The organism is Rhizobium sp. RU33A (genome assembly GCF_900156055.1).
Classification (GTDB): Bacteria; Pseudomonadota; Alphaproteobacteria; order Rhizobiales; family Rhizobiaceae; genus Allorhizobium.
On record NZ_FTMQ01000001.1, the window covers coordinates 323,388 to 344,162 of the forward strand.

A 20,775-nucleotide genomic window follows, 5' to 3' on the forward strand; every position below is an offset into this window, starting at 1 on the left:
ATTATGCCTGCTTGGCCATCGCCTCGTCCATCTCGGCAAGGATCGCAAGCGCTGCCGCCTTTGGATCCTCGGCCTTGACGATCGGTCGCGCCACGACGAGATGGCTCGAACCGGCGGCAATCGCATCAGACGGCGTCATCACGCGCTTCTGGTCGCCCTTGTCGGCGCCTGCCGGGCGAATGCCGGGGGTGACGATCGCCAGTTTCGGTCCGACGATCTGGCGCACGGCCGATGCCTCTTCCGCCGAGCAGACGATCCCGCCCATTCCGGCGATGCGGGCCTGTTCGGCGCGTTTCAGTACGAGCGTATGCGGATCATATTCGTAGCCGGCATCAGTCAGGTCCTGTTCGTCCATGGACGTCAGTACCGTCACGCCGAGCAGGCAGAGGCCTGAACCTTCGGCGGCCTTGACGGCAGCCGCCATGGCCTTCGGATAAGCATGCAAGGTCAGCATGGTCATGCCCATGCGCGCGATATTCTCGACCGCGGACGCGACCGTGTTGTCGATGTCCAGCAGCTTCATGTCGAGGAAGACCTGCTTGCCCTCTTTCGCGAGATCGCGGGCAAATTCCAATCCGCCGGCAAAGGCGAGCTGATAGCCGATCTTGTAGAAGGAGATGCTGTCGCCGAGTGTCGAGACGACGCGCTCCGCATCCTGGACGGTCGGAACATCCAGTCCGACGATGAGACGGTGACGTGCACTCAAGACAAAGACTCCTGCCAGATCTCCATGATCCGTCCACTCGCATGCCGCGCGTCAAATCGCAAGCATGACAAGGGCAGGGGGATCGACGATCCCCCGTTCTCCGCAAAACTGGTCACTCATACAAGTGTTGATGATAGGAACCGACGCTTGGTATCAGGCCTTGCGATAGATCCAGAGCTGGGCCGGCGGGATGTTGCGCACGACGAAGTCGAAATGCTGGATGTGGTAACGATCGGGCTTGGCGATGATCGGCGACACCGGGCCGTAGGTAATCTGCACCACGGGGCGCCCTTCGGGAATGCGCGACAGCAGGTCTTCGAGCAGGCGGATTCGCGCCTCCATGGGGAAGCTCAGCATGGGAACGGCGCAGATGACGCAATCGAAGGTCTGGTCCGAAAAACGACCCAGGGTGTTTTCGAGGTCGAAAGCGTCGCCGTGGATGAAGTTGACGTCGGCATAGTCCTCGACCAGGCGGCGGTAGAAGTCTTCCGAATACTCAACGGAAACGATCTTGTCGGCGGGAACGCCGCGCGCCAGGATCTGCTTGGTGATCACGCCCGTGCCGGGGCCGAGCTCGAGGACAGGAAGGCCCGACTTCACATCGATGACGCTCGCCATGCGCTTTGCCGTCACGGACGACGTCGGCACGATCGCGCCGACAGTCTTGGGACCCTGCATCATGCCCTTGAAGAAACGGATTTCCTCGTCGAATTTCTTCTCGAACCGTTCCTTCAGTCGGATGGCCATGATCGTCCCTCTTCTTGTTGCTGCTCGATTGCTGCGAGCCGATTGCGACAATTTTGGGCCAAGTTGTCGCAAACGCAAGAAAGAATGACGCAAGTGGGCAGAATTCCTGTCTGAACTGTCAGCGCGTTACACGCGCATCGGCATCAGGACATAGAGCGCGTCGGCGCCGGCGGTGTCGCGAATGAGCGTCGGAGAGCCGGCATCCGCGAGCAGGAATATTGCGTCGTCACCGGAAAGCTGCGCGGTGATGTCGAGGAGATATTTGGCGTTGAAGCCGATCTCCATCGCGTCGCTTTCATAGCCGACGGCGACTTCTTCCGTCGCACTTCCCGAATCCGGGTTGTTGACGGTCAGCATCAGCTGGCCGTCGGCGAGCGCCAGCTTCACGGCGCGGCCGCGTTCAGACGAAATGGTCGAGACGCGGTCGACGGCACGCGCGAAGGTCTGGCAGTCGACGCGCATTTCCTTGTCGTTCGCCTGCGGGATAACGCGCTGATAGTCCGGGAAGGTGCCGTCGATCAGCTTGGACGTCAGAACGACCGAACTTATGGAGAGGCGGATCTTGGAATCTGAGATCTCGATGCCGATGATCAGCTCCGGATTGTCGATCAGCTTCTGCAGTTCGCCGACCGTCTTGCGCGGAATGATGATGCCGGGCATGCCTTCCGAGCCCGACGGGGCATCGACATCGGCGCGCGCCAGACGATGGCCGTCGGTGGCAACAGCGCGCAGCTTCAACGCGCCGCCTGCCTCGATCGTGTGCAGGAAGATGCCGTTCAGGTAATAGCGGGTCTCTTCGGTCGAGATCGCAAACTGGGTGCGATCGATCAGCATCTTGAAATCGGCTGCCTTCATCTTGAACGAATGGGTGAAGGTGCCGGCGGTGAGATCCGGGAAGTCCGACTGCGGAAGGCACTGCAGCGAGAACTTCGAGCGGCCGGAAGCGACCGTCATCGTGCCGCCATCCGGGTTCGTGGCAAGCAGAACCTCGGAACCGTCGGGCAGCTTGCGGACTATCTCATAAAGCAGATGTGCCGGGACCGTCGTGGCGCCGGCCTGTTCGACCATGGCTGGTGTGCCCTCGGTGATCTCGAGGTCGAGGTCTGTCGCCTTCATGTCCAGTTCGGCACCTTCGGCCTTCAGCAGCACATTCGACAGGATCGGGATCGTGTTGCGGCGCTCGACCACGCGATGCACGTGATTGAGGGACTTGAGGAGATTGGACCGTTCAAGAGTTATACGCATGGGATGCTACCGCTTTCGACGTGTCGTCATCCGGAGTTCCGGATCGGAAGATAGGGGCCGGGCAGTCCCCGGGCCGGACGATGTGGACGGGCAAAATGGCAGCAAATCTGCGGGAAAAGCAAGAGGCTCCAAGGTTTTCCACGTTCGTCCCACGCCAAGGTTATCGGAATGGTTTATGGGCCGGGCACCCTTGCCGGGAGCATGGGGCTGGAGGATAAAGGCGCCATGACAACAGAAGACAAGAATGCCGCCGCGGCGCAGACTTCCAAGCGCTATCGCCTGAACGACACGCCGATTGCGGCGCGGCCGCTGGAGCCAGCGCTCTATCTCGTGGCGACCCCGATCGGCAATCTTGGCGACATCACCATCCGCGCGCTTGAAACGCTGGCCGGTGCAGACGTGCTCGCTTGCGAGGACACGCGGGTCACCCGCGTACTGCTCGATCGCTACGGCATCGAGAACCGCCCTTACGCCTATCACGAATACAATGCCGACGAAGCGGGCGCCCGCCTGCTCGCGGCCCTCGAAGCCGGCAAGTCCGTGGCCCTCGTCTCCGATGCCGGCACGCCGCTCGTCTCCGACCCCGGCTACCGTCTAGGTCAGCTGGCGATCGAGGCAGGCCACCGCGTCGTACCGATCCCAGGCGCCTCCGCACCGCTCGCCGCCCTCGTCGGCTCCGGCCTGCCGAACGATGCTTTCCTTTTTGCCGGTTTCCTGCCGACCAAGGAAAAGGCGAAACGGGACCGACTTCGCGAACTCGCCAAGGTGCCGGCAACGCTCATCTTCTTCGAGTCGCCGCATCGCATCGGCGATACGCTAGTCGCCGCTGCCGAGGAGCTCGGCAATGAGCGCCCGGCCTCTGTCTGTCGGGAACTGACCAAGACGTTCGAGGAATTCCGCCGAGGTCCGCTCGGCGATCTGGCCGCGGCCTATGCCGACAAGACGGTCAAGGGAGAGATCGTGCTGGTCATCGGCCCGCCGGCACCCGATGCAGCGCCCGACGCCGCTGATGTCGACAGCTTGCTCGCTGAGCTGTCGACCACCATGCCGACGGCCAAGGCCGCGACCGAGGCCGCAAAGCTGACCGGCCTGCCGCGCAAGGAGCTTTACCAGCGGCTGCTGGAACTCAAGGGGGCTGCATGACGCCCAAAGGCGCGGATCGAAAACGCATCCGCGCCGAGAGGCTGGGCCGCTGGTCGGAATACCGGGCCGCCCTCGCGCTCCTCCTCAAGGGCTACCGGATCGTGGCCCTCCGCTACAAGACAAAAGCCGGAGAAGTGGACATCATCGCCCGTCGCGGCGATCTCGTCATTTTTGTCGAAGTGAAAGCGCGAAAAGACCTGCGCGCCGGCGTCGATGCGGTCGGCCACGAGGCCGAGCGCCGCATCGCCAATGCCGCAGATCATTGGCTTCGCAGGCAATCCGATGCAACACGCCTGTCACTTCGCCATGATATCATAGTCGTGCAGCCGTGGCGCTGGCCTGTGCATTTCGAGGGCGCATTTTAGCTTCGTTTCACTTTCGAACCATCGATAATGAAACCTTCGTTTTGTGACAGCCCTGACACAAAACTTTCAAGTCGCTGTCATGGAGCGGCCCTAAGTGAGCCCTCACCGCAACAACCGGTGGAGAGGATCTATCCCATGATCAAGAAGATTTCCCTGGCCGCTCTGGCCTTGACCATGACCGCATCGACGACGCTTGCCGCGACCAATATCACCTGGTGGCACGGCATGGGCGGCCGCAACGGCGAGGTCATCAACGAGATCGCCCAGAAATTCAACGAAGCCCAGAGCGAATGCGCTCTGACGCCCGTCTCCAAGGGCTCGTATGAAGAGGCCTTGTCGGCCGGCATCGCCGCCTTCCGTTCGGGCGAGCAGCCGAACATTCTGCAGGTCTTCGATGCCGGTGCCGCCACCATCATCAACGCCAAGGGCGCGACCATTGCAGCCGAAGACCTCCTGAAGGAGAACGGTTTCGAGTTCAACCGCGAAGCCTTTATCGAAGGTGTGCGCTACTTCTACGCCGATAGCGAAGGCAAGTTCGTCGGCATGCCGTTCAACACCTCGGCACCGATCATGTACATCAACGACGAAGCCCTGCAGAAGGCTGGCGTCGAAGCCCCGAAGACCTGGGAAGAGTTTGAAGCGATCGCGCCGAAGCTGAAGGAAGCCGGCTACATTCCGCTCGCACAGGCTCAGCTGACCTGGCAGTTCACCGAGAACTTCTTCTCGCGCAACAACATCCAGTTCGCGTCGAACAACAACGGCTATGACAGCATCGCCGACACCACGATCAACGTCACCGACGAAAACCACGTCATGATGTTTGAAAAGCTGAAGGCCTGGTACGATCAGGGCCTGTTCGGCTACTACGGTGCGGCCTGGAACGACAACCAGAAGGTCTTCGAAGAAGGCAAGGCTGCTCTCTGGATCGGTTCGTCGGGTTCGTTCGGCGGCCTGCAGAAGACCGCGACCATGCCCTTCTCGGCAACCTTCCTGCCTTACTGGGACTCGATCGAAGGTGCTGGCGTCCACTCCTTCATCGGTGGCGCCGCCCTCTTCGCGATGGCTGGCAAGTCGGCTGAAGAAAACAAGTGCTCGGCCTCCTTCTTCAACTTCCTGACCTCGACCGAAGTCCAGAAGTTCTACCACCAGGCCACCGGCTACGTCGCCATCACCAACGCCGCTTACGAACTGTCGAAGTCGGAAGGCTATTACAACGAAAAGCCGGCCGCCGAAGTTGGTATCCAGCAGCTGCAGCTGCCGACCGCCGAGTGGAACAAGGGCTATCGCCTTGGTTTCTACCCGCAGATCCGTGCCGTGATGGAGCGCGAATACAACCGCCTCTTCGCTGGTGAAACGACCGCAAAGGACGCCATGGAAACGATCAAGAAGGAAGCAGACGAGCTTCTCGCCCGCTTCGCCAAGACGGCTGGCTGATCATTTCTGAAACTTGATTGGGACCCGGGGGCGATAAGCCCCCGGGACTTGCATTGAGAGGGCTCCATGAAGCGCGTCCAGTTCAACTCGCGATATCTGCCATATCTGTTCCTGCTGCCGCAGTTCGCGATTATCTCCATTTTCTTCTATTGGCCCTCGATGCAGGCGATCACCTCGTCCTTCTATATCGAGGATCCCTTCGGCTTTGGTTCGACCTTCGTCGGCGCCGACAACTACACGGATGCGCTCACTTCGCCGGAATATCAGCGGATCGCCCGCTTCACGATCGGCTTCAGCCTGATCGTGACCTTCCTCGCTTTGTCGATCGGCATGCTGCTCGCCTTGAAGGCGGATGCGGTGATCCGCGGCAAGTCGGCCTATAAGACGCTGCTGATCGTCGTCTATGCGATTGCCCCGCCGGTTGCCGGCCTGATTGGTATGATGCTGTTCGACCAGCATATTGGCCCATTCGTCAAATTCGCCGCCTTCTTCGGCTGGGATATGAAGGTCGGCCTCAATTACTTCGACACGGCCTTCGCCATGGTCGCGGTCGCGGTCTGGAACCAGATCCCCTACAACTTTATCTTCTTCCTCTCAGGCCTCCAGGGCATCCCGGCCTCGATCCGCGAGGCGGCCGCCATCGACTGCAAGTCGGGCACGCGCCGCTTCTGGACGGTCATCCTGCCGCTGCTCACCCCGACCGCCTTCTTCCTATTGGTCATCAACATGACCTATTCGCTCTTCGACACCTTCGGCGTCATCGACGTCATCGTGAAGGACAAGGCGGCGAACAACCCGATCACGCTGGTCTACAAGGTCTATCTTGATGGCTTCCGCGGAAATGACCTCGGCTCGTCTTCGGCCCAGTCGGTCATCCTGATGCTGGTCGTCCTTGTGCTGACCATGATCCAGTTCCGCTTCATCGAACGCCGCGTCCATTACGGTTGAGGAGAGCGCCAATGTACCGCACCAAATTCTTCGACCATCTGATCCTGATCGCGGGCGTCATCTTCATGCTCGGGCCCCTGGTCGTCGCCTTCACCACCTCAACCCATTCGGCCGCCGAGATCCATACGAACGGCCTGATGCTCTCCGTGGGTGACGATTTCACTGAGACCTACAACAAGGTCCTGTTCAAATCCGGCGGCTTCACCGGCCAGGTAACCGGTCTCACCATGGCGATGAACTCGCTGATCCTGGGTCTCGGTTTTGCCATCGGCAAGATCGTGCTTTCGATGCTCGCGGCCTATGCCATCGTCTATTTCCGCTTCCGTTTTGCGACCCTCGCCTTCTGGCTGATCTTCACCACGCTGCTCCTGCCGCTCGAAGTGCGCATCATGCCGACCTACAAGGTCATGAGCGAACTCTCGCTCCTAAACAGCTATCAGGGCCTGATCTTGCCGCTTCTGGCGTCGGCGACCGGCACCTTCTTCTTCCGCCAGTTCTTCAAGTCCGTGCCCGACGAACTGCTCGAGGCCGCCCGCATCGATGGCGCTGGCCCCTTCAAGTTCTTCATCGATATCCTGCTGCCGCTGTCGCGCACCATGATCGCCGCCGTCTTCATCATCATGTTCGTCTATGGCTGGAACCAGTATCTCTGGCCCATGCTGATGACCACAGATGAAGGCTTCTACACCCTGATGCGTGGCATCAAGCAGATCCTGCAGGTCTGGGTCGGCTCGCAGATCCCCGATTACAACGAAGCCTTTGCCATGGCCGTGCTCGCACTCCTGCCCCCCGTCATCGTGGTGGTGGTGTTCCAGAGCTGGTTCATCAAGGGCCTCACCGAAACCGACAAGTAAAGGGAGTGCCGACCATGGCGTCCATCGACATCAACGAGGTCTCCAAGATTTACGACAAGGGCGGCGCTAAGGCCGTCGATACCGTCGATATCCAGATCGAGGACGGCGAGTTCATCGTGCTCGTCGGCCCCTCTGGCTGCGGCAAGTCCACGCTCCTGCGCATGGTCGCCGGGCTGGAGGAAATCTCGCAAGGGACGATCTCAATCGGCGACCGCGTGGTCAACGAGGTCGAGCCTGCCGATCGTGATATCGCCATGGTCTTCCAGAACTATGCGCTCTATCCGCACATGACCGTCTACGACAATCTTGCCTATGGCCTGAAGAACCGCGGCACGCCGAAGACGGAAATCGCCGCCCGCGTGGCAGAAGCGGCCAAAATGCTGGAAATCGAAAAATATCTCGATCGCAAGCCGCGTGCGCTCTCTGGCGGCCAGCGCCAGCGCGTCGCCATGGGCCGCGCGATTGTGCGGAAGCCCGCCGTCTTCCTCTTTGACGAGCCGCTGTCGAACCTCGACGCCAAGCTGCGTGTCACCATGCGCGGCGAAATCCGCAAGCTGCAGAAGCGGCTGAAGACAACAGCGATCTACGTCACCCACGACCAGCTCGAAGCCATGACGCTTGCCGACCGGCTTGTTGTCCTCAACGGCGGTCGCATCGAGCAGATCGGCACGCCGCTTGAAGTCTACAACCGCCCTGCCTCCACGTTCGTCGCAAGCTTCATCGGCTCGCCAGCCATGAACCTCGTGGACGCCCGCATTGAAGGTGGGCAGCTGCTCTTCGGGGATGTCGCGCTCCCGGTGGACGGCGCTTGGTCGGACGGTCCGGTCCGCCTTGGAATGCGCGCCGAGGATCTCGTTCTGACCCATGAGAACGATGCGCAGTTTTCGCTGACAATCGACTATGTCGAGGAACTCGGCGCCCAGCGTCTGGTGCATGGTCTGGTCGCAGGTCAGCCGATGACAGCGGTCGTCGCCTCGCATGTTGACTTGAGCGAACGTCTTTCGCTGCGCATCTCCCCGTCCAAGCTGCATGTCTTCTCCGCTGATAGCGGACGCCGGCTGGATGCGAGCCGTACAGTTGAAGACGAGCAGCCTATCGCGCAGGAGACCGAGCGGGTCTTCGCCTGAGCGTTCCGGGCTCACCGTCGCTTCAGCAAAATTCAAGGTCGGCGGCGTTGCGTTCGCGCGGCGCGCCGCCTAAATCTGCTGAGCAATCGCAAGGGATAGCTCATGGCCAATATCACAAACGTCGCCGTCCAGATGGACCACGTATCCACGATCAACATCGCGGGCGATAGCACCTTCGCCATGAGCATTGAGGCCCAGAACCGTGGCTATAAGCTCTTCCACTACACGCCGGACCGGCTCTCGATGCGCGACGGTAAGGTCTTTGCAACCGTCGAGCCCATGGAGCTGCGCGACGTCAAGGGCAACCACTACACCCTCGGAGCGCCGGAACGCGTCGATCTCTCGACCATGGATGTCATCCTGCTGCGTCAGGACCCGCCTTTCGACATGGCCTACATCACCTCGACGCATCTGCTCGAGCGCATCCATCCGAAGACGCTTGTCGTCAACGACCCGGCCTGGGTGCGCAATTCGCCGGAGAAGATCTTCGTCACCGAATTCGCCGACCTGATGCCGCCCACCCTGATCACCAAGGATCCCACTGAGATCGCGCGGTTCCGCGAAGAGCAGGGCGATATCATCCTGAAGCCGCTCTACGGCAATGGCGGCGCCGGCGTCTTCCACTCGACCCGCGACGATCGCAACTTCTCCTCGCTGATGGAAATGTTTGGCCAGATGTTCCGCGAACCCTTCATCGCGCAAGGCTACCTGCCGGCGGTGCGCAAGGGCGACAAGCGCATCATCCTCGTCGATGGTGAGCCCGTCGGCGCGATCAATCGCGTTCCTGCCGAACACGATGCCCGCTCCAACATGCATGCTGGTGGCAGACCGGAACCGACCGAACTGACCGCGCGCGAGCGGGAAATCTGCGCACGCATCGGTCCGGCCCTGCGCGAGCGCGGCTTCCTGCTCGTCGGCATCGACGTCATCGGCGACTACATGACTGAAATCAATGTGACGTCGCCGACCGGCATTCGCGAGGTCAAGAAGTTCGGCGGTGCGGATATCGCTGCACTCCTCTGGGACGCGATCGAGCGCAAGCGCGCCTAACCCGCCAAAACAGCGCTGACGTTCGATCGAGTTCCGGCACTGCAGCCGTTACAACGCCATGGCGACCCAAGGCTGCATTCGTTCCTCAAATGTTCTTGCGTTCAATTGCGCCTTATGCGAGATTGTTGTCATCGTCACACGCAACATGAAGTTGCTTTGGTGGCCTCAGGTCGATCGGCGAGGGCGGGCAATGGTAGCGCGTATCAGTACGGTGGCATTCCAGGGCATCGAAGGCGTGCCCGTCGAAGTTCAGGTCATGGTGGCGCCCGGCAAGACGGGTATGCAGATCGTCGGTCTGCCGGATAAGGCGGTGGCCGAAAGTCGCGAACGGGTGCAGGCGGCCTTGCATGCCTCGGGTCTGGCGCTTCCCGCCAAGCGGGTGACGGTTAATCTCGCGCCAGCTGATTTGCCGAAAGAGGGCTCTCACTTTGATTTGCCGATCGCCCTCGGCTTGATGGCGGCGCTCGGCGCCATCCCGGGTGATGCGCTGCAGGGCTTTCTGGTGATCGGAGAACTCAATCTTGACGGCACGATCGCGTCGATCGCAGGGGCTTTGCCGGCCGCGATCAGCGCCAACGCCATGGACAAGGGGCTGATCTGCCCGGCTGACAGCGGCGCCGAGGCCGCCTGGGCCGGCAGCGAGATCGATATCCTCGCCCCGCGCAGCCTGATCGCGCTTGCCAATCACTTCAGGGGCACGCAGGTGCTTTCCCGGCCGGAACCTTCGATCCGGGCACCCGTGGCCAACCTGCCGGATCTTGCCGACATCAAGGGCCAGGAAAGCGCCAAGCGGGCGCTGGAGGTCGCAGCCGCCGGCGGACATAATCTGCTTTTCGTCGGCCCGCCCGGCTCGGGCAAGTCAATGCTGGCCGCCCGCCTGCCGTCGATCCTGCCGCCGCTCTCTGCGGCAGAACTGCTCGAAGTCTCTATGATCCATTCGATCGCGGGGCAGCTTTCGGGCGGCAAGCTCTCCGATCGCCGGCCCTTCCGCACGCCGCATCACTCCGCCACCATGGCGGCTCTCGTCGGCGGCGGGTTGAAGGCCAAGCCTGGCGAGGCGTCGCTTGCCCATCATGGCATTCTCTTCCTCGACGAACTGCCGGAATTCGCGCCGCCCGTGCTCGATGCACTCCGCCAGCCGCTCGAGACCGGCGAATGTATCATCGCCCGCGCCAACCACCGGGTTTCCTACCCCTCCGACTTTCAGCTGGTGGCGGCCATGAACCCCTGCCGTTGCGGCATGGCGGGCGAGCCTGGCCATGTCTGCGCGCGCGGCATCCGCTGCCAGACCGAATATCAAGGCCGGATCTCGGGGCCGCTGATGGACCGTATCGACATCCGCATCGATGTGCCCGCCGTCTCGGCCTCGGATCTGATCCGGCCCCGCGCGGCAGAAAGCAGTGCGGAGGTCGCAAAGCGCGTGGCCTCGGCCCGCGCCCGTCAGCGGGATCGTTTCGAGCGCTTGGGCCTGCCGTTCAGCACCAATGCCCGTTGCTCGACGGCGCTGATCGAGACCCTGGCTGAACCGGATGCCTCCGGGCTGCAGCTCTTGCGTGATGCAGCAGAGAAATTCCGCTTTTCGGCGCGCGGTTATCACCGTGTGCTGAAGGTGGCGCGGACCCTTGCCGATCTCGATGGGGTGGAAACCCTGGGGCGTATCCATCTGGCCGAGGCGATCTCGTACCGCATCGCCTCCGAACGGCTGGCAGCGGCCGCGTGACCGGCGACATATCGGAAGAAGGGATAGGAGGAACCGGGCGGAAAGAGGAAGAGTGGATCAGACCGGCACGGCCGTCGGGCGAAGCATGTCGACAGGAAGCGTGAGACGCACCTCGGCTCCGGTCTCCGGATAGGCGATCTCCGTATGGCCGCGCACGCCAGCGATGACGCGTTTCATCAGGGTGGAGCCGAAACCGCCAGATCCCGGCTGTGGCGTAAGGGGTGGCGGACCGCCGCTTTCGCTCCAGCGCATGACGAGTTGCTCGGTTCCGTCTTGGGCGGTCTCGATGTCCCAGATCAGGGATACCTGGCCATGGCCGACGCTGAGGGCGCCGTATTTTGCGGCATTGGTGCCGAGCTCATGCAGGATCAGGCTGAGCACGACGACGGTCTGGCCGCCGATCGGGACGCGCGGACCCTGTGCCGTGAAGCGAGGTGTGCCGACGATGGCAAACGGTTCAAGCGCCTGGAAAATGACGCTTTGCAGCGACGCGTCCTCGCCCTCGCGAAGACCCCGCAGCAGGAGGTTGGACCGGCCGAGCGCCGTCAGCCGATCGCGTAGCCGCGCGGCCAGCTCATCGGCGCTTGAGGCATTCTTGAGGGAAAGGCTGATGATCGCATTGATGGTGGCGAAGATGTTCTTGAGGCGATGGTCCAGTTCCTGGGCCATGACCTCCTGCTGTTCGGCCAGCCGCTGAACCTCCTCGCGGGTGCTGATCTCCTGACGATAGGCTTGCTTCATCATGTAGATCAGCGTCAGGTCGGTGGTGACCACGAACAGGTAGAGCCCCATGGCGAGCAGAGTGCCGAGCGAAAAGTCGAAACGCCCCGGGCTGATGAAGAAGTACCAGGCAGCTAGACCGGAGAGTGCGGCAACCAAGAGGCCCTGCCGGACGCCGAAGACAAAACCGCAGATGATAACGGCGGGAAAGAAGGTGAGGAATGGGAAGCCCGCCGGCAGCACGGGATCGAACCAGGCGCGGATCGCCAGTGCTATGGCGAACACGATGAGGCTCGCGACATAGGTCGCGATCAAGCTGCTCGTCGACAGTCGCTCTTGAACGGAGGCAAACGCAGGCAGGCGATGAAGTAATGCGCGCATAGGGCCCCTTGAGGACTGCAGTCGACCTGTCGTGAGATACTCTAGCCGGGGAATGGGACGGCTGCAATCGAGGGGCGAGGAGGCGCCGGCGGTTGCCCGGCGCCCCTTCGGTGGCTTACTCGCCGAGACCGGCAAAGAGCGCGGTCGACAGATAGCGCTCGGCAAAGGACGGAATGATGACGACAATCGTCTTGCCGGCATTTTCTTCACGCTGGCCAAGCTTGATCGCCGCCGTCAGCGCAGCACCTGAGGAGATGCCGACCGGCACGCCTTCAAGGCGGGCAACGAGACGCGCATGTTCGAAGGCTTCGTCATTGGTCACGGTGATGACCTCGTCATAGACATGGGTATCCAGGATCGCCGGCGCAAAGCCAGCGCCGATCCCTTGGATCTTGTGCGGGCCGGGATTGCCGCCGGAGAGGACCGGGCTATCGGCCGGCTCGACGGCGACGATCTTGATCTCGGGCTTGCGGCTCTTCAGCACCTGGCCGGTGCCGGTAATGGTGCCGCCTGTGCCGATGCCGGAGACGAGGAAGTCGATCTGGCCGTCGGTGTCGTTCCAGATTTCCTCGGCTGTTGTCTTGCGATGGATTTCCGGATTGGCGGGGTTCTCGAACTGCTGCGGGATGATCGCATCCGGCGTCGTCTCGGCCAGTTCCTGTGCCTTGGCAATGGCGCCCTTCATGCCCTTTGCGCCCTCGGTCAGCACGAGCTCGGCGCCGAGCAGGGCCAGCATCTTGCGGCGTTCGATCGACATGGTCTCGGGCATGGTTAGGATCAGGCGATAACCCTTGGCTGCGGCTGCAAAGGCGAGCGCAATGCCGGTATTGCCGGATGTCGGTTCGATGAGAACCGTCTTGCCGGGCACGATTTTGCCCTGGGCTTCCAGGCTCTCGATCATGGCCACGCCGATACGATCCTTGACGGAGGCGATCGGGTTGAAGAATTCGAGCTTGGCGAGCAGATGCGCCTTCACGCCCTTTTCCTTGGCCAGCTTGTCGAGCCTGACGATCGGGGTGTCGCCGATCGTCTCGGTGATCGAACCATAGACGCGTCCGCGGCCGGGTTTCTTCTGCTCAGTCATCGGTGTCTCCCTTATGATTTGGTTCGCGCGAGCTTACGCCCGCCGACCGGTCCTTGCCAGCATAGCCATGCCGCGGCGAGCGTGATCCGTGGAAAAATCTGCTCCGTGGGTCCGGTCGCAATCGTCTCCTGGTGAGAAAAGCGCCTGCCGCCTGTTTGTTTCATGCCGCGTGCCGATCAGGCCGCCCGCGCCGTGATATAGGCGGCGGTGCCGGCAAGGATGCCGGCAGCACTTCGGTTCAGGACTTTCAGCGCTTCCGGACGCTTCATGAGCCCGCGCGCCTGGGCCGCGAGCAGGATATAGGGCAGAAGCACCGCCATCAGCACGACAAAGGTCAGGCCGACGAGCAGGATGTAGTCGGCAAGTCCGATCGCCTCGAGCGGGATCAGCGTCGGCACCAGCGCGACGTAAAACAGCATGGTCTTCGGATTGCCAAGCGTCACCAGAAGGCCTGAGAGGAAGGACATGGACGGGCGCATGGCGCGCTCCGCCTTGATGTCCTGCGGCAAAAGACCTGCTGTCCATAGGTTCCAGGCGACATAGACGAGGTAGGCGGCACCCAGGAATTTCAGGATCAGGAAGGGCGTCACGAAGGTTTTCGCCAAGACGGAGAGCCCGAGGATGACGGCGGTCAGATAGACGAGATCGCCGAGGATGAGCCCGAGCCCCATGAAGAAGGTCGGGCGAAATCCGGACCCCAGCGCCCGCGCGACGATGGCGGTCATGCCGGGTCCCGGGATGGCTGCAGCAATGAACAGCGCGCCGCAATAGGCGATTATGGTCGTCAGTGTCATCGAGGTCCTCCGCTCACAAGCCGTTCTATTGAATTTGAGAGGGATAGGAAAGCGCCTCGATCACAGCCGTTGCGCAAGATCCACGGCGACACGCGGCACAAACCCTGGCGCTGGATGTCGCCTGCGACATCGTTGGCTTGGCCGTACCATGACGTCCGCCGTCGTCGCGATCGTGCGTTTCCGGCGGACTTGTCTCGATGACACGATCTCGTTTGCGGTCGCTGGCGGACACGCATAATCCTGTAGCACCTTTCGGAGAACGCCCCTGTGCCCAGCGTCGCCATGCTGCTTGCCTTTGCCCTGATCTGCCTTGGCATGGTGCTCACGCCGGGGCCGAACATGATCTATCTCGTCTCGCGCTCGATCTGCCAGGGGCCGATGGCGGGCCTCGTTTCGCTGGCGGGAGTGGCCCTCGGCTTCGTCGTTTATGTGCTGCTGACGGCGCTCGGGATCACGGTCCTGCTGTTTGCCGTCCCCTTCGCCTATGATCTGCTGAAATTTGCCGGTGCTCTCTATCTGGCCTGGCTGGCCTGGCAGGCGCTGAAGCCCGGCGGCCGCTCGCCCTTCCAGGTCCGCGACCTGCCCGCAGATAGCAATCGAAAGCTCTTCCTGATGGGCTTCGTCACCAGCCTGCTGAACCCGAAAGTCGCCGTGCTCTATATCTCGCTGCTGCCGCAATTTATCGATCCCGCTGGTGGCAGCGTGTTGATGCAGTCCCTGGTGCTCGGCTTCACCCAGGTGGTGATCAGCGTCACGGTCAATGGTTTGATCGCGCTCTCTGCCGGCTCCATCGCCCTCTTCCTGGCCGGTCGCCCCCTCTGGATGGTCGTCCAGCGCTGGCTCATGGGCACGGTGCTCGCGGCTCTCGCCATCCGCATGGTCACGGAAGCGCAGCGTTGACGATCAGAACACTGGCCGCATGAAGCTGCGCTCATAACGCAGGATGCAGCGGGTCTCCTCGGCATAGGCGAATGCTGCCTGGCACTCGGCATCTGCCGCCATCGCCGCGCGGTAGACCTCATAGGCCGCGAGCGATGGAAAGCTGAACAGCGCAAGCGCGATGTCGTTGGCCCCTTCATGCGGCAGAAAATAGCCGTGATGGGTGCCGCCCAGCCGATTGACCAGCGGGATCCAGAGGGCCGCATAATGCTCGAATTCCTTGAGCTTGTAGGGATCGATCTCGTAACGCAGGCTGCAGGTGATCATGTCAGGCCTTTCGGGTTCCGGGCAGAAGATGTCGTGGAGTGAGGTTGAGGGTCGTGCCCACGGCGGCAAGCAGGATCGCCGCGCCGCCCAGCGCCTGTCCGGGTGTCAACACATGGCCATAGGCCAGGATATCCACCAGGATGGCGACGACAGGGTAGAGGAAGGAGAGCGTGCCCGTCAGCATGACCGGGAGCTTCTGGATCGCCGAATAGAGGAAGGCATACATCACCCCGGTGTGCACAACCCCGATGGTCGCCACCATCGCCCAGCTCTGCGGGGAGCTCGGCAGGGCATTGAAATCGGCGAAGGGCGCGAGGATGACGATACCGGTCAGGACCTGGATGAGGGCGATGACATAGGGTGACGTGCCGCGCAGGCGCCGGGTAACAAAGGCGGCCACCGCATAGCAGAAGGCGGCCGCAAGCGCGAGCAGGATGCCTGTGAGATATCCCTGGCCCGCATGACCGCTGAGGGATGTTCCGCTCACTGTCATCGCCAGCATTCCGGCAAAGGCGAGGCCCATCCAGCCGAGTTTGGCGCCGCTCACGCGCTCTCCGAGGAACAGCGCTCCAAGGCCGACGAGCATGAAGGGCTGAAAATTGTAGACGATCGTGGTCACAGAGATCGAGGCCAGCGGATAGGCCGAAAACAGCAGCAGCCAGTTCATCACCAGCGCCACACCGCCACCGGCCGCGATCAGGATCCGCTTCGCATCGAGACCTGAACGGGAAAAGACCTTCAGATGAAGGCAGAGCAAGGCGAGAACCGGAGCGCCGATCAGGCAGCGGAAAAAGACGACGTTGTAGGGGCTTTGGCCCGATTGCAGCACGAACCAGCCGATCGTGCCGGACATGACCATGGCGAGGGTCATGTCGAAAATTCCGCGCTTGGTGACAGGGTTCATGGTCGATCTCCGAGTTTGCCGCAGTCTATGCCCGCAACATCGGGATTTCCTTTGCCGAAATTAGGTGTAGTCTCGTCTTGGCAGAATTAAGCGTGAGATATCCGCGATGAATCCTTATTTTTCTCATGTGCTGGATGCGGCTGACCGCAAAATCGTCGACGCCCTTGCGCATGACGCTCGGCTGTCGCTGAAAGAGCTGGCAGCACACGCCGGTCTGTCCTCGCCCGCCTGTTCCGAGCGTCTGCGCCGCCTGGAGGAGCGTGGTGTTCTCATGGGCTATGCCGCAGACGTGTCTCTGGAAGCGCTCGGCTATCCGTTGCAGGCCATCATGCGCGTGCGTCCGCTGCCGGGCATGCTGCACATCGTTGAGAAAATCGTTCTGGAAACGCCGGAGATCATAGAGTGTGACAAGATCACGGGTGACGACTGCTTCGTCTGCCGCGTGGCCGTGCGCAACATGGCCGATCTCGACCGTGTCCACGACCGGATCACCGAGAAGGCGCAGACCAATACCGCGATGGTCAAGTCCACGCCCCTCAAGCGGCGCCTGCCGCCGGTCCTGTGAAACGCACTAGAAATCAGCCATCGGCGACAACATGCTGGGCGTCGGGATGTCGGATGGCTGAAGCCCCCTGACCATCAGGGCGCAGGATCCGTCATACACTCTGGCGTTCCCGCTCCATTCGAGACGATCGGTCGGGAAGAATACCTCGATACGGTCGTGCTGAACACTCAATGCGCTGCGGATCTCCGACATCGACGGTATCTGGCGGGCGGCGATATCGAGCATCTGCAATGTGCCGCCATGGAGCTTCCAGGCAAGGATCGCGTCGAAGCCGGGCAAGTCACTCAGCCTGATCTCCGGATCGAGGGCGGCATTGAGCAGGAACATTTCGGACTGGCGCACAACGGAAAGCTGACGAGAGACAGGCTCCCGATCGGCGAGGATGCTCAAGACAAGCGCAACATCGTCCATATCCTCCAAGTCGATTTCCCGCGCCTCGGCCTCCGCAGGAACTGTTTGCGTGACCTCTCCGCAGACGCTGAATTGCGGCACAACTCGAAAACTATAGTCGTGATAGAGTTCCGGCTTGTCGGTCAGAAGAACGCCGGCCTCGAAGCCCTGTTTGTCGGCCCAGGCAAAGGCGCGCTGCATGAGATCGCGATAGATACCTTGCCCGCGAAACGCAGGGCGAACGGCACCCGATTGAAACCCAGCCGCTTTGACGACGCGCCCGTTGATGACAAGGGGCATGGAAAACACCGAGAAATTGGCAACGCAACGGCCAGTGCCGTCGAAATAGCCAAAGGGCATCGAGGACGGATCTGGCCCGCCGAAGCGGCCCTGCAGCCCGATATCGATGCCGAACACGTCCTGCAGCAGGTCCGCGAGCGCTCGGAAGGCGTTCGGATCTTCGAAGTAGCCTTCCCTGAGCGTCAGCGTTTCCAGCATTGGATTCTTAAACCCCCGTCGATCCGAACCCGCCGGCACCGCGCGCCGTGTCGCTCGTCTCGGTCACTTCGGTCACGCGCACCTGCGTCACCGGTGCGATAACCATCTGGGCCATGCGCATGCCGCGGGTGATGACGAAATTCTCCTGGCCGAGGTTGATCAACAGCACCTTCACCTCGCCGCGGTAATCGCTGTCGATGGTGCCGGGTGTGTTGAGACATGTCACGCCGTTCTTGAAGGCGAGACCCGAGCGTGGGCGAATCTGGGCTTCGAAGCCTTCAGGGATCTCCATGATGAAGCCGGTCGGCACCAGCGCTCGCGCGCCCGGCGCAAGCGTTAGTGGCTCCCCATTGGGCACCGCTGCCCTCAGATCCATTCCAGCCGCCCCTGCCGTTTCATAGGCGGGCAGATCAAGCCCTTGCCCATGCGGCAGGCGCTTGAGGTTGAGCACGGGGCCGAGGATGTCGGAGCGGATGGCAGCCATGGCGAGATTCCTTTGTTTGTCGCGCTCAATTGCATATTGGCCGTCGAAACGCTAGATAACCGCCCGACCAGAAGGACTCCTGAGATATGGCTGAAACGCTCGCCGAGGCGGTCTCCCGCCGCCGCACCTTTGCTATTATCGCGCACCCGGATGCGGGTAAGACGACGCTGACTGAAAAGCTGCTGCTGTTCGGTGGCGCCATCCAGCTTGCCGGTGAAGTCAAGGCGAAGAAGGATCGCATCCAGACCCGGTCGGACTGGATGAAGATCGAGCGCGAGCGCGGCATTTCGGTCGTGACGTCGGTCATGACCTTCGAATATGAAGGCCATGTCTTCAACATTCTCGATACGCCTGGACACGAAGACTTCGCCGACGACACCTATCGCACGCTGACGGCAGTCGATGCGGCCGTCATGGTCATCGACGCCGCCAAGGGCATCGAGCCGCGAACCTTGAAGCTGTTCGAGGTCTGCCGCATGCGCGATATTCCGATCATCACCTTCATCAACAAGATGGACCGCGAAAGCCGCGACCCCTTCGAGATCCTCGACGAGGTCGAAGAGAAGCTGGCGCTGGACACGGCACCGATCACCTGGCCCGTCGGCCGTTCCAAGACCTTTTGCGGCTCCTATAATCTGGCCAACAACACCTATCGGGGCGGCGATGCCCAGGTCGAGCCGCTCAAGGTCAACGGTCCGCAGAGCGTGGCGGAGAACCTGCCCGAAAACGAGCGCCAGACTTTTATCGACGAGCTCGAACTTGCCCGCGAAGCCTGCCGTCCCTTCGATCGCCAGAGCTTCCTCGAAGGCCACATGACGCCTGTCTTCTTCGGCTCGGCACTGCGCAACTTCGGTGTCCGCGATCTGATCAATGCGCTGGGTGCCTATGCGCCGCCGCCGCGCGACCAGGTGGCCGATACCCGGACCGTGCATGCCGCCGAAGATAAGATGACCGCCTTCGTCTTCAAGATCCAGGCCAACATGGACCCGAACCACCGCGACCGCATCGCCTTTGCCCGTATCTGCTCCGGCAAGCTCGAGCGCGGCATGAAGGCGCGCCTCGCCCGCACCGGCAAGCAGATGGGCCTGACGGCGCCGCAGTTCTTCTTCGCCTCCCAGCGCCAGCTGGCGGATACGGCCTATGCCGGTGATGTCGTCGGTATCCCGAACCACGGCACGCTCCGCATCGGCGACACGCTGACGGAAGGCGAAAATCTCGTATTCCAGGGCGTGCCGAACTTCTCGCCGGAAATCCTGCGCCGCGTGCGGCTGGAAGATGCGATGAAGGCGAAGAAGCTGAAGGAAGCGCTGCAGCAGATGGCGGAAGAGGGCGTGGTGCAGCTCTTCTCGCCGGAAGACGGCTCGCCGGCCATCGTCGGCGTCGTCGGTGCGCTGCAGCTCGACGTCCTCAAGGAGCGACTGCAGGGCGAATACGGCCTGCCGGTGTCCTTCGAAATGTCGCGCTTCTCCGTCTGCCGCTGGATCTCGGCCGAGAACAAGGACGATCTGGAAAAGTTCATGACCCAGCGCCGTGGCGATATCTGCCGGGATCTCGACGGCGACCCAGTCTTCATGGCGCAGGACCAGTTCTCGCTGCGCTACGAGTCCGAACGTTACCCCGCGATCAAGATGGTCGCCATCAAGGAGTATCACGTCGCCAAGGCGGCGTGAGTTTGGTCGAGGGCGGTGACGGTCGTGCCGTCGCCGCCGGGTCGGCTTATTCTGCCGCCTTGATCCGCAGTCCCTGGGATGCGTCGAACTCCACCCTCAGCGTCTCATAGCTCGCAATCGTCGGATGGGACGTCTCCAGCGGATGCGCGTGCGTCGCCGTGATCACGGCGACATCGGCGCCTGCCGCTTCTCCGGCTCGGACACCGGCCAAGACGTCCTCGAACACCAGGCAGCGCGATGCAGCGAAACCGAGCCGCTGTGCACCGAGTCGGTAACCGGCCGGGTCCGGCTTGCCGATCTTCACGTCTTCCGCCGTCACGATCTGCAGCGGCTGCGGCAGGCCGGCGGCCCCGATGCGGGCTCGGGCAAGGGCCGATGGAGCCGAGGTCACGATCGCCCAGCGTTCGGCGGGCAGGCTTTTCAGAAAGTCGATGGCGCCGGGGATCGGCACGATGCCGTCGAGATCCTCGATCTCGCCGCGCTCCACCTCGAGCGCCTCCTTCACCACATCGATGCCGGGCAGGTTCAGCGCGCTGATGGTGTCGATCCCGCGCTTCCCATGCATGGTGGGCAGGAAGGTCTCAAGGTCGAGGCCATGCTTGAGGGCCCAGCGGCTCCAGACGCGCTCGGCAGCGGCGATGGAATTGAGCAGCGTTCCGTCCATGTCGAAGAGAAAGCCATCATAGGAACGGTCGAAAAGCCGGTCAGGCGCGTGATGCAAGGCAATCTCCTCTGGTCGT

At 62.0% G+C, this 20,775-nt stretch carries 22 protein-coding genes; 11 read left to right on the plus strand and 11 right to left on the minus strand.

Annotated elements, in window-relative coordinates:
* Position 1 precedes the first annotated feature (1 nt).
* The 3 genes from pyrF to dnaN all read right to left on the minus strand — a co-directional run bounded on the left by pyrF (position 2) and on the right by dnaN (position 2,698).
* On the minus strand, positions 2 to 706 hold the full coding sequence (pyrF, locus tag BW978_RS01625; protein ID WP_076391612.1) for an orotidine-5'-phosphate decarboxylase: 705 nt from the start codon (positions 704 to 706) through the stop codon (positions 2 to 4).
* A 153-nt stretch (positions 707 to 859) separates the two neighbouring features.
* On the minus strand, positions 860 to 1,453 hold the full coding sequence (gene pmtA / locus BW978_RS01630; RefSeq protein ID WP_076391614.1) for a phospholipid N-methyltransferase PmtA: 594 nt from the start codon (positions 1,451 to 1,453) through the stop codon (positions 860 to 862).
* 126 nt (positions 1,454 to 1,579) lie between these two features.
* Positions 1,580 to 2,698, minus strand: coding sequence for a DNA polymerase III subunit beta (gene dnaN, locus BW978_RS01635; protein WP_076391616.1), 1,119 nt, complete (start codon positions 2,696 to 2,698; stop codon positions 1,580 to 1,582).
* Between the two features lie 225 nt (positions 2,699 to 2,923).
* On the opposite strand from dnaN, the gene rsmI reads away from it, so the two are divergent.
* From rsmI to BW978_RS01675, 8 genes are all read left to right on the plus strand, one after another.
* The gene (rsmI, locus tag BW978_RS01640) at positions 2,924 to 3,841 is read left to right on the plus strand and encodes a 16S rRNA (cytidine(1402)-2'-O)-methyltransferase (RefSeq protein ID WP_076391618.1); all 918 of its coding nucleotides are present in this window, start codon (positions 2,924 to 2,926) and stop codon (positions 3,839 to 3,841) included.
* Complete coding sequence (locus tag BW978_RS01645; RefSeq protein WP_076391620.1) at positions 3,838 to 4,206, plus strand: YraN family protein; 369 nt, start codon at positions 3,838 to 3,840, stop codon at positions 4,204 to 4,206. Before rsmI ends, BW978_RS01645 begins: the two co-directional genes overlap by 4 nt.
* A 135-nt stretch (positions 4,207 to 4,341) precedes the next feature.
* Positions 4,342 to 5,640: an extracellular solute-binding protein gene (locus BW978_RS01650; protein WP_076391622.1), complete on the plus strand. Its 1,299-nt coding sequence runs from the start codon at positions 4,342 to 4,344 to the stop codon at positions 5,638 to 5,640.
* Between the two features lie 66 nt (positions 5,641 to 5,706).
* Positions 5,707 to 6,588 carry an ABC transporter permease subunit gene (locus tag BW978_RS01655; protein WP_076391624.1) on the plus strand — a complete coding sequence of 294 codons (882 nt, stop codon included), beginning with the start codon at positions 5,707 to 5,709 and terminating at the stop codon, positions 6,586 to 6,588.
* Between the two features lie 11 nt (positions 6,589 to 6,599).
* Positions 6,600 to 7,442: a sn-glycerol-3-phosphate ABC transporter permease UgpE gene (ugpE, locus tag BW978_RS01660; RefSeq protein ID WP_076391626.1), complete on the plus strand. Its 843-nt coding sequence runs from the start codon at positions 6,600 to 6,602 to the stop codon at positions 7,440 to 7,442.
* A 14-nt stretch (positions 7,443 to 7,456) separates the two neighbouring features.
* Positions 7,457 to 8,569: a sn-glycerol-3-phosphate import ATP-binding protein UgpC gene (locus BW978_RS01665; protein ID WP_076391628.1), complete on the plus strand. Its 1,113-nt coding sequence runs from the start codon at positions 7,457 to 7,459 to the stop codon at positions 8,567 to 8,569.
* A 102-nt stretch (positions 8,570 to 8,671) separates the two neighbouring features.
* Positions 8,672 to 9,619 carry a glutathione synthase gene (gene gshB, locus BW978_RS01670; protein ID WP_076391630.1) on the plus strand — a complete coding sequence of 316 codons (948 nt, stop codon included), beginning with the start codon at positions 8,672 to 8,674 and terminating at the stop codon, positions 9,617 to 9,619.
* 190 nt (positions 9,620 to 9,809) lie between these two features.
* Positions 9,810 to 11,339: a YifB family Mg chelatase-like AAA ATPase gene (locus BW978_RS01675; RefSeq protein WP_076391632.1), complete on the plus strand. Its 1,530-nt coding sequence runs from the start codon at positions 9,810 to 9,812 to the stop codon at positions 11,337 to 11,339.
* Positions 11,340 to 11,396: 57 nt separating this feature from the next.
* Here the strand turns inward: BW978_RS01675 and BW978_RS01680 are convergent, their stop codons facing one another.
* From BW978_RS01680 to BW978_RS01690, 3 genes are all read right to left on the minus strand, one after another.
* Entirely contained in the window at positions 11,397 to 12,440 is a 1,044-nt protein-coding gene (locus tag BW978_RS01680; RefSeq protein WP_076391634.1) for an HWE histidine kinase domain-containing protein, read from the minus strand.
* A gap of 115 nt (positions 12,441 to 12,555) precedes the next feature.
* Positions 12,556 to 13,524 (minus strand): cysteine synthase A, encoded by a 969-nt coding sequence (cysK, locus tag BW978_RS01685; protein WP_076391636.1) that lies wholly within the window; start codon positions 13,522 to 13,524, stop codon positions 12,556 to 12,558.
* 176 nt (positions 13,525 to 13,700) lie between these two features.
* Entirely contained in the window at positions 13,701 to 14,318 is a 618-nt protein-coding gene (locus BW978_RS01690; RefSeq protein WP_076391638.1) for a LysE family translocator, read from the minus strand.
* A 267-nt stretch (positions 14,319 to 14,585) separates the two neighbouring features.
* Here BW978_RS01690 and BW978_RS01695 point away from each other — a divergent pair, with 267 nt between their 5' ends.
* Positions 14,586 to 15,218 carry a LysE family translocator gene (locus tag BW978_RS01695; RefSeq protein WP_210216971.1) on the plus strand — a complete coding sequence of 211 codons (633 nt, stop codon included), beginning with the start codon at positions 14,586 to 14,588 and terminating at the stop codon, positions 15,216 to 15,218.
* 3 nt (positions 15,219 to 15,221) lie between these two features.
* On the opposite strand, the gene BW978_RS01700 is transcribed toward BW978_RS01695, so the two are convergent.
* Both BW978_RS01700 and BW978_RS01705 read right to left on the minus strand, forming a co-directional pair.
* Positions 15,222 to 15,524 carry an NIPSNAP family protein gene (locus tag BW978_RS01700; RefSeq protein ID WP_076391642.1) on the minus strand — a complete coding sequence of 101 codons (303 nt, stop codon included), beginning with the start codon at positions 15,522 to 15,524 and terminating at the stop codon, positions 15,222 to 15,224.
* Position 15,525: 1 nt separating this feature from the next.
* A complete protein-coding gene (locus BW978_RS01705) occupies positions 15,526 to 16,428 on the minus strand; it encodes a DMT family transporter (RefSeq protein WP_076391644.1) in 903 nt (300 codons plus the stop codon).
* 127 nt (positions 16,429 to 16,555) lie between these two features.
* On the opposite strand from BW978_RS01705, the gene BW978_RS01710 reads away from it, so the two are divergent.
* Positions 16,556 to 16,993: an Lrp/AsnC family transcriptional regulator gene (locus BW978_RS01710; RefSeq protein WP_076393114.1), complete on the plus strand. Its 438-nt coding sequence runs from the start codon at positions 16,556 to 16,558 to the stop codon at positions 16,991 to 16,993.
* 6 nt (positions 16,994 to 16,999) lie between these two features.
* Here the strand turns inward: BW978_RS01710 and BW978_RS01715 are convergent, their stop codons facing one another.
* Both BW978_RS01715 and dut read right to left on the minus strand, forming a co-directional pair.
* On the minus strand, positions 17,000 to 17,881 hold the full coding sequence (locus BW978_RS01715; protein WP_076391646.1) for a GNAT family N-acetyltransferase: 882 nt from the start codon (positions 17,879 to 17,881) through the stop codon (positions 17,000 to 17,002).
* A 7-nt stretch (positions 17,882 to 17,888) separates the two neighbouring features.
* Positions 17,889 to 18,365: a dUTP diphosphatase gene (gene dut, locus BW978_RS01720; protein WP_076391648.1), complete on the minus strand. Its 477-nt coding sequence runs from the start codon at positions 18,363 to 18,365 to the stop codon at positions 17,889 to 17,891.
* A gap of 86 nt (positions 18,366 to 18,451) precedes the next feature.
* On the opposite strand from dut, the gene BW978_RS01725 reads away from it, so the two are divergent.
* Positions 18,452 to 20,035: a peptide chain release factor 3 gene (locus BW978_RS01725; RefSeq protein ID WP_054151212.1), complete on the plus strand. Its 1,584-nt coding sequence runs from the start codon at positions 18,452 to 18,454 to the stop codon at positions 20,033 to 20,035.
* A gap of 46 nt (positions 20,036 to 20,081) precedes the next feature.
* Here BW978_RS01725 and BW978_RS01730 read toward each other — a convergent pair whose 3' ends face one another.
* Positions 20,082 to 20,756 (minus strand): HAD-IA family hydrolase, encoded by a 675-nt coding sequence (locus BW978_RS01730; RefSeq protein WP_139330261.1) that lies wholly within the window; start codon positions 20,754 to 20,756, stop codon positions 20,082 to 20,084.
* Positions 20,757 to 20,775: the final 19 nt, after the last annotated feature.

Coding starts and splice junctions, on each gene's coding strand:
- pmtA (WP_076391614.1), bottom strand. CDS start 1,453: ATGGCCATCCGACTGAAGGAACGGTTCGAGAAGAAATTCGACGAGGAA.
- dnaN (WP_076391616.1), bottom strand. CDS start 2,698: ATGCGTATAACTCTTGAACGGTCCAATCTCCTCAAGTCCCTCAATCAC.
- rsmI (WP_076391618.1), top strand. CDS start 2,924: ATGACAACAGAAGACAAGAATGCCGCCGCGGCGCAGACTTCCAAGCGC.
- BW978_RS01645 (WP_076391620.1), top strand. CDS start 3,838: ATGACGCCCAAAGGCGCGGATCGAAAACGCATCCGCGCCGAGAGGCTG.
- BW978_RS01650 (WP_076391622.1), top strand. CDS start 4,342: ATGATCAAGAAGATTTCCCTGGCCGCTCTGGCCTTGACCATGACCGCA.
- BW978_RS01655 (WP_076391624.1), top strand. CDS start 5,707: ATGAAGCGCGTCCAGTTCAACTCGCGATATCTGCCATATCTGTTCCTG.
- ugpE (WP_076391626.1), top strand. CDS start 6,600: ATGTACCGCACCAAATTCTTCGACCATCTGATCCTGATCGCGGGCGTC.
- BW978_RS01665 (WP_076391628.1), top strand. CDS start 7,457: ATGGCGTCCATCGACATCAACGAGGTCTCCAAGATTTACGACAAGGGC.
- gshB (WP_076391630.1), top strand. CDS start 8,672: ATGGCCAATATCACAAACGTCGCCGTCCAGATGGACCACGTATCCACG.
- BW978_RS01675 (WP_076391632.1), top strand. CDS start 9,810: ATGGTAGCGCGTATCAGTACGGTGGCATTCCAGGGCATCGAAGGCGTG.
- BW978_RS01680 (WP_076391634.1), bottom strand. CDS start 12,440: ATGCGCGCATTACTTCATCGCCTGCCTGCGTTTGCCTCCGTTCAAGAG.
- cysK (WP_076391636.1), bottom strand. CDS start 13,524: ATGACTGAGCAGAAGAAACCCGGCCGCGGACGCGTCTATGGTTCGATC.
- BW978_RS01690 (WP_076391638.1), bottom strand. CDS start 14,318: ATGACACTGACGACCATAATCGCCTATTGCGGCGCGCTGTTCATTGCT.
- BW978_RS01700 (WP_076391642.1), bottom strand. CDS start 15,524: ATGATCACCTGCAGCCTGCGTTACGAGATCGATCCCTACAAGCTCAAG.
- BW978_RS01705 (WP_076391644.1), bottom strand. CDS start 16,428: ATGAACCCTGTCACCAAGCGCGGAATTTTCGACATGACCCTCGCCATG.
- BW978_RS01715 (WP_076391646.1), bottom strand. CDS start 17,881: ATGCTGGAAACGCTGACGCTCAGGGAAGGCTACTTCGAAGATCCGAAC.
- dut (WP_076391648.1), bottom strand. CDS start 18,365: ATGGCTGCCATCCGCTCCGACATCCTCGGCCCCGTGCTCAACCTCAAG.
- BW978_RS01725 (WP_054151212.1), top strand. CDS start 18,452: ATGGCTGAAACGCTCGCCGAGGCGGTCTCCCGCCGCCGCACCTTTGCT.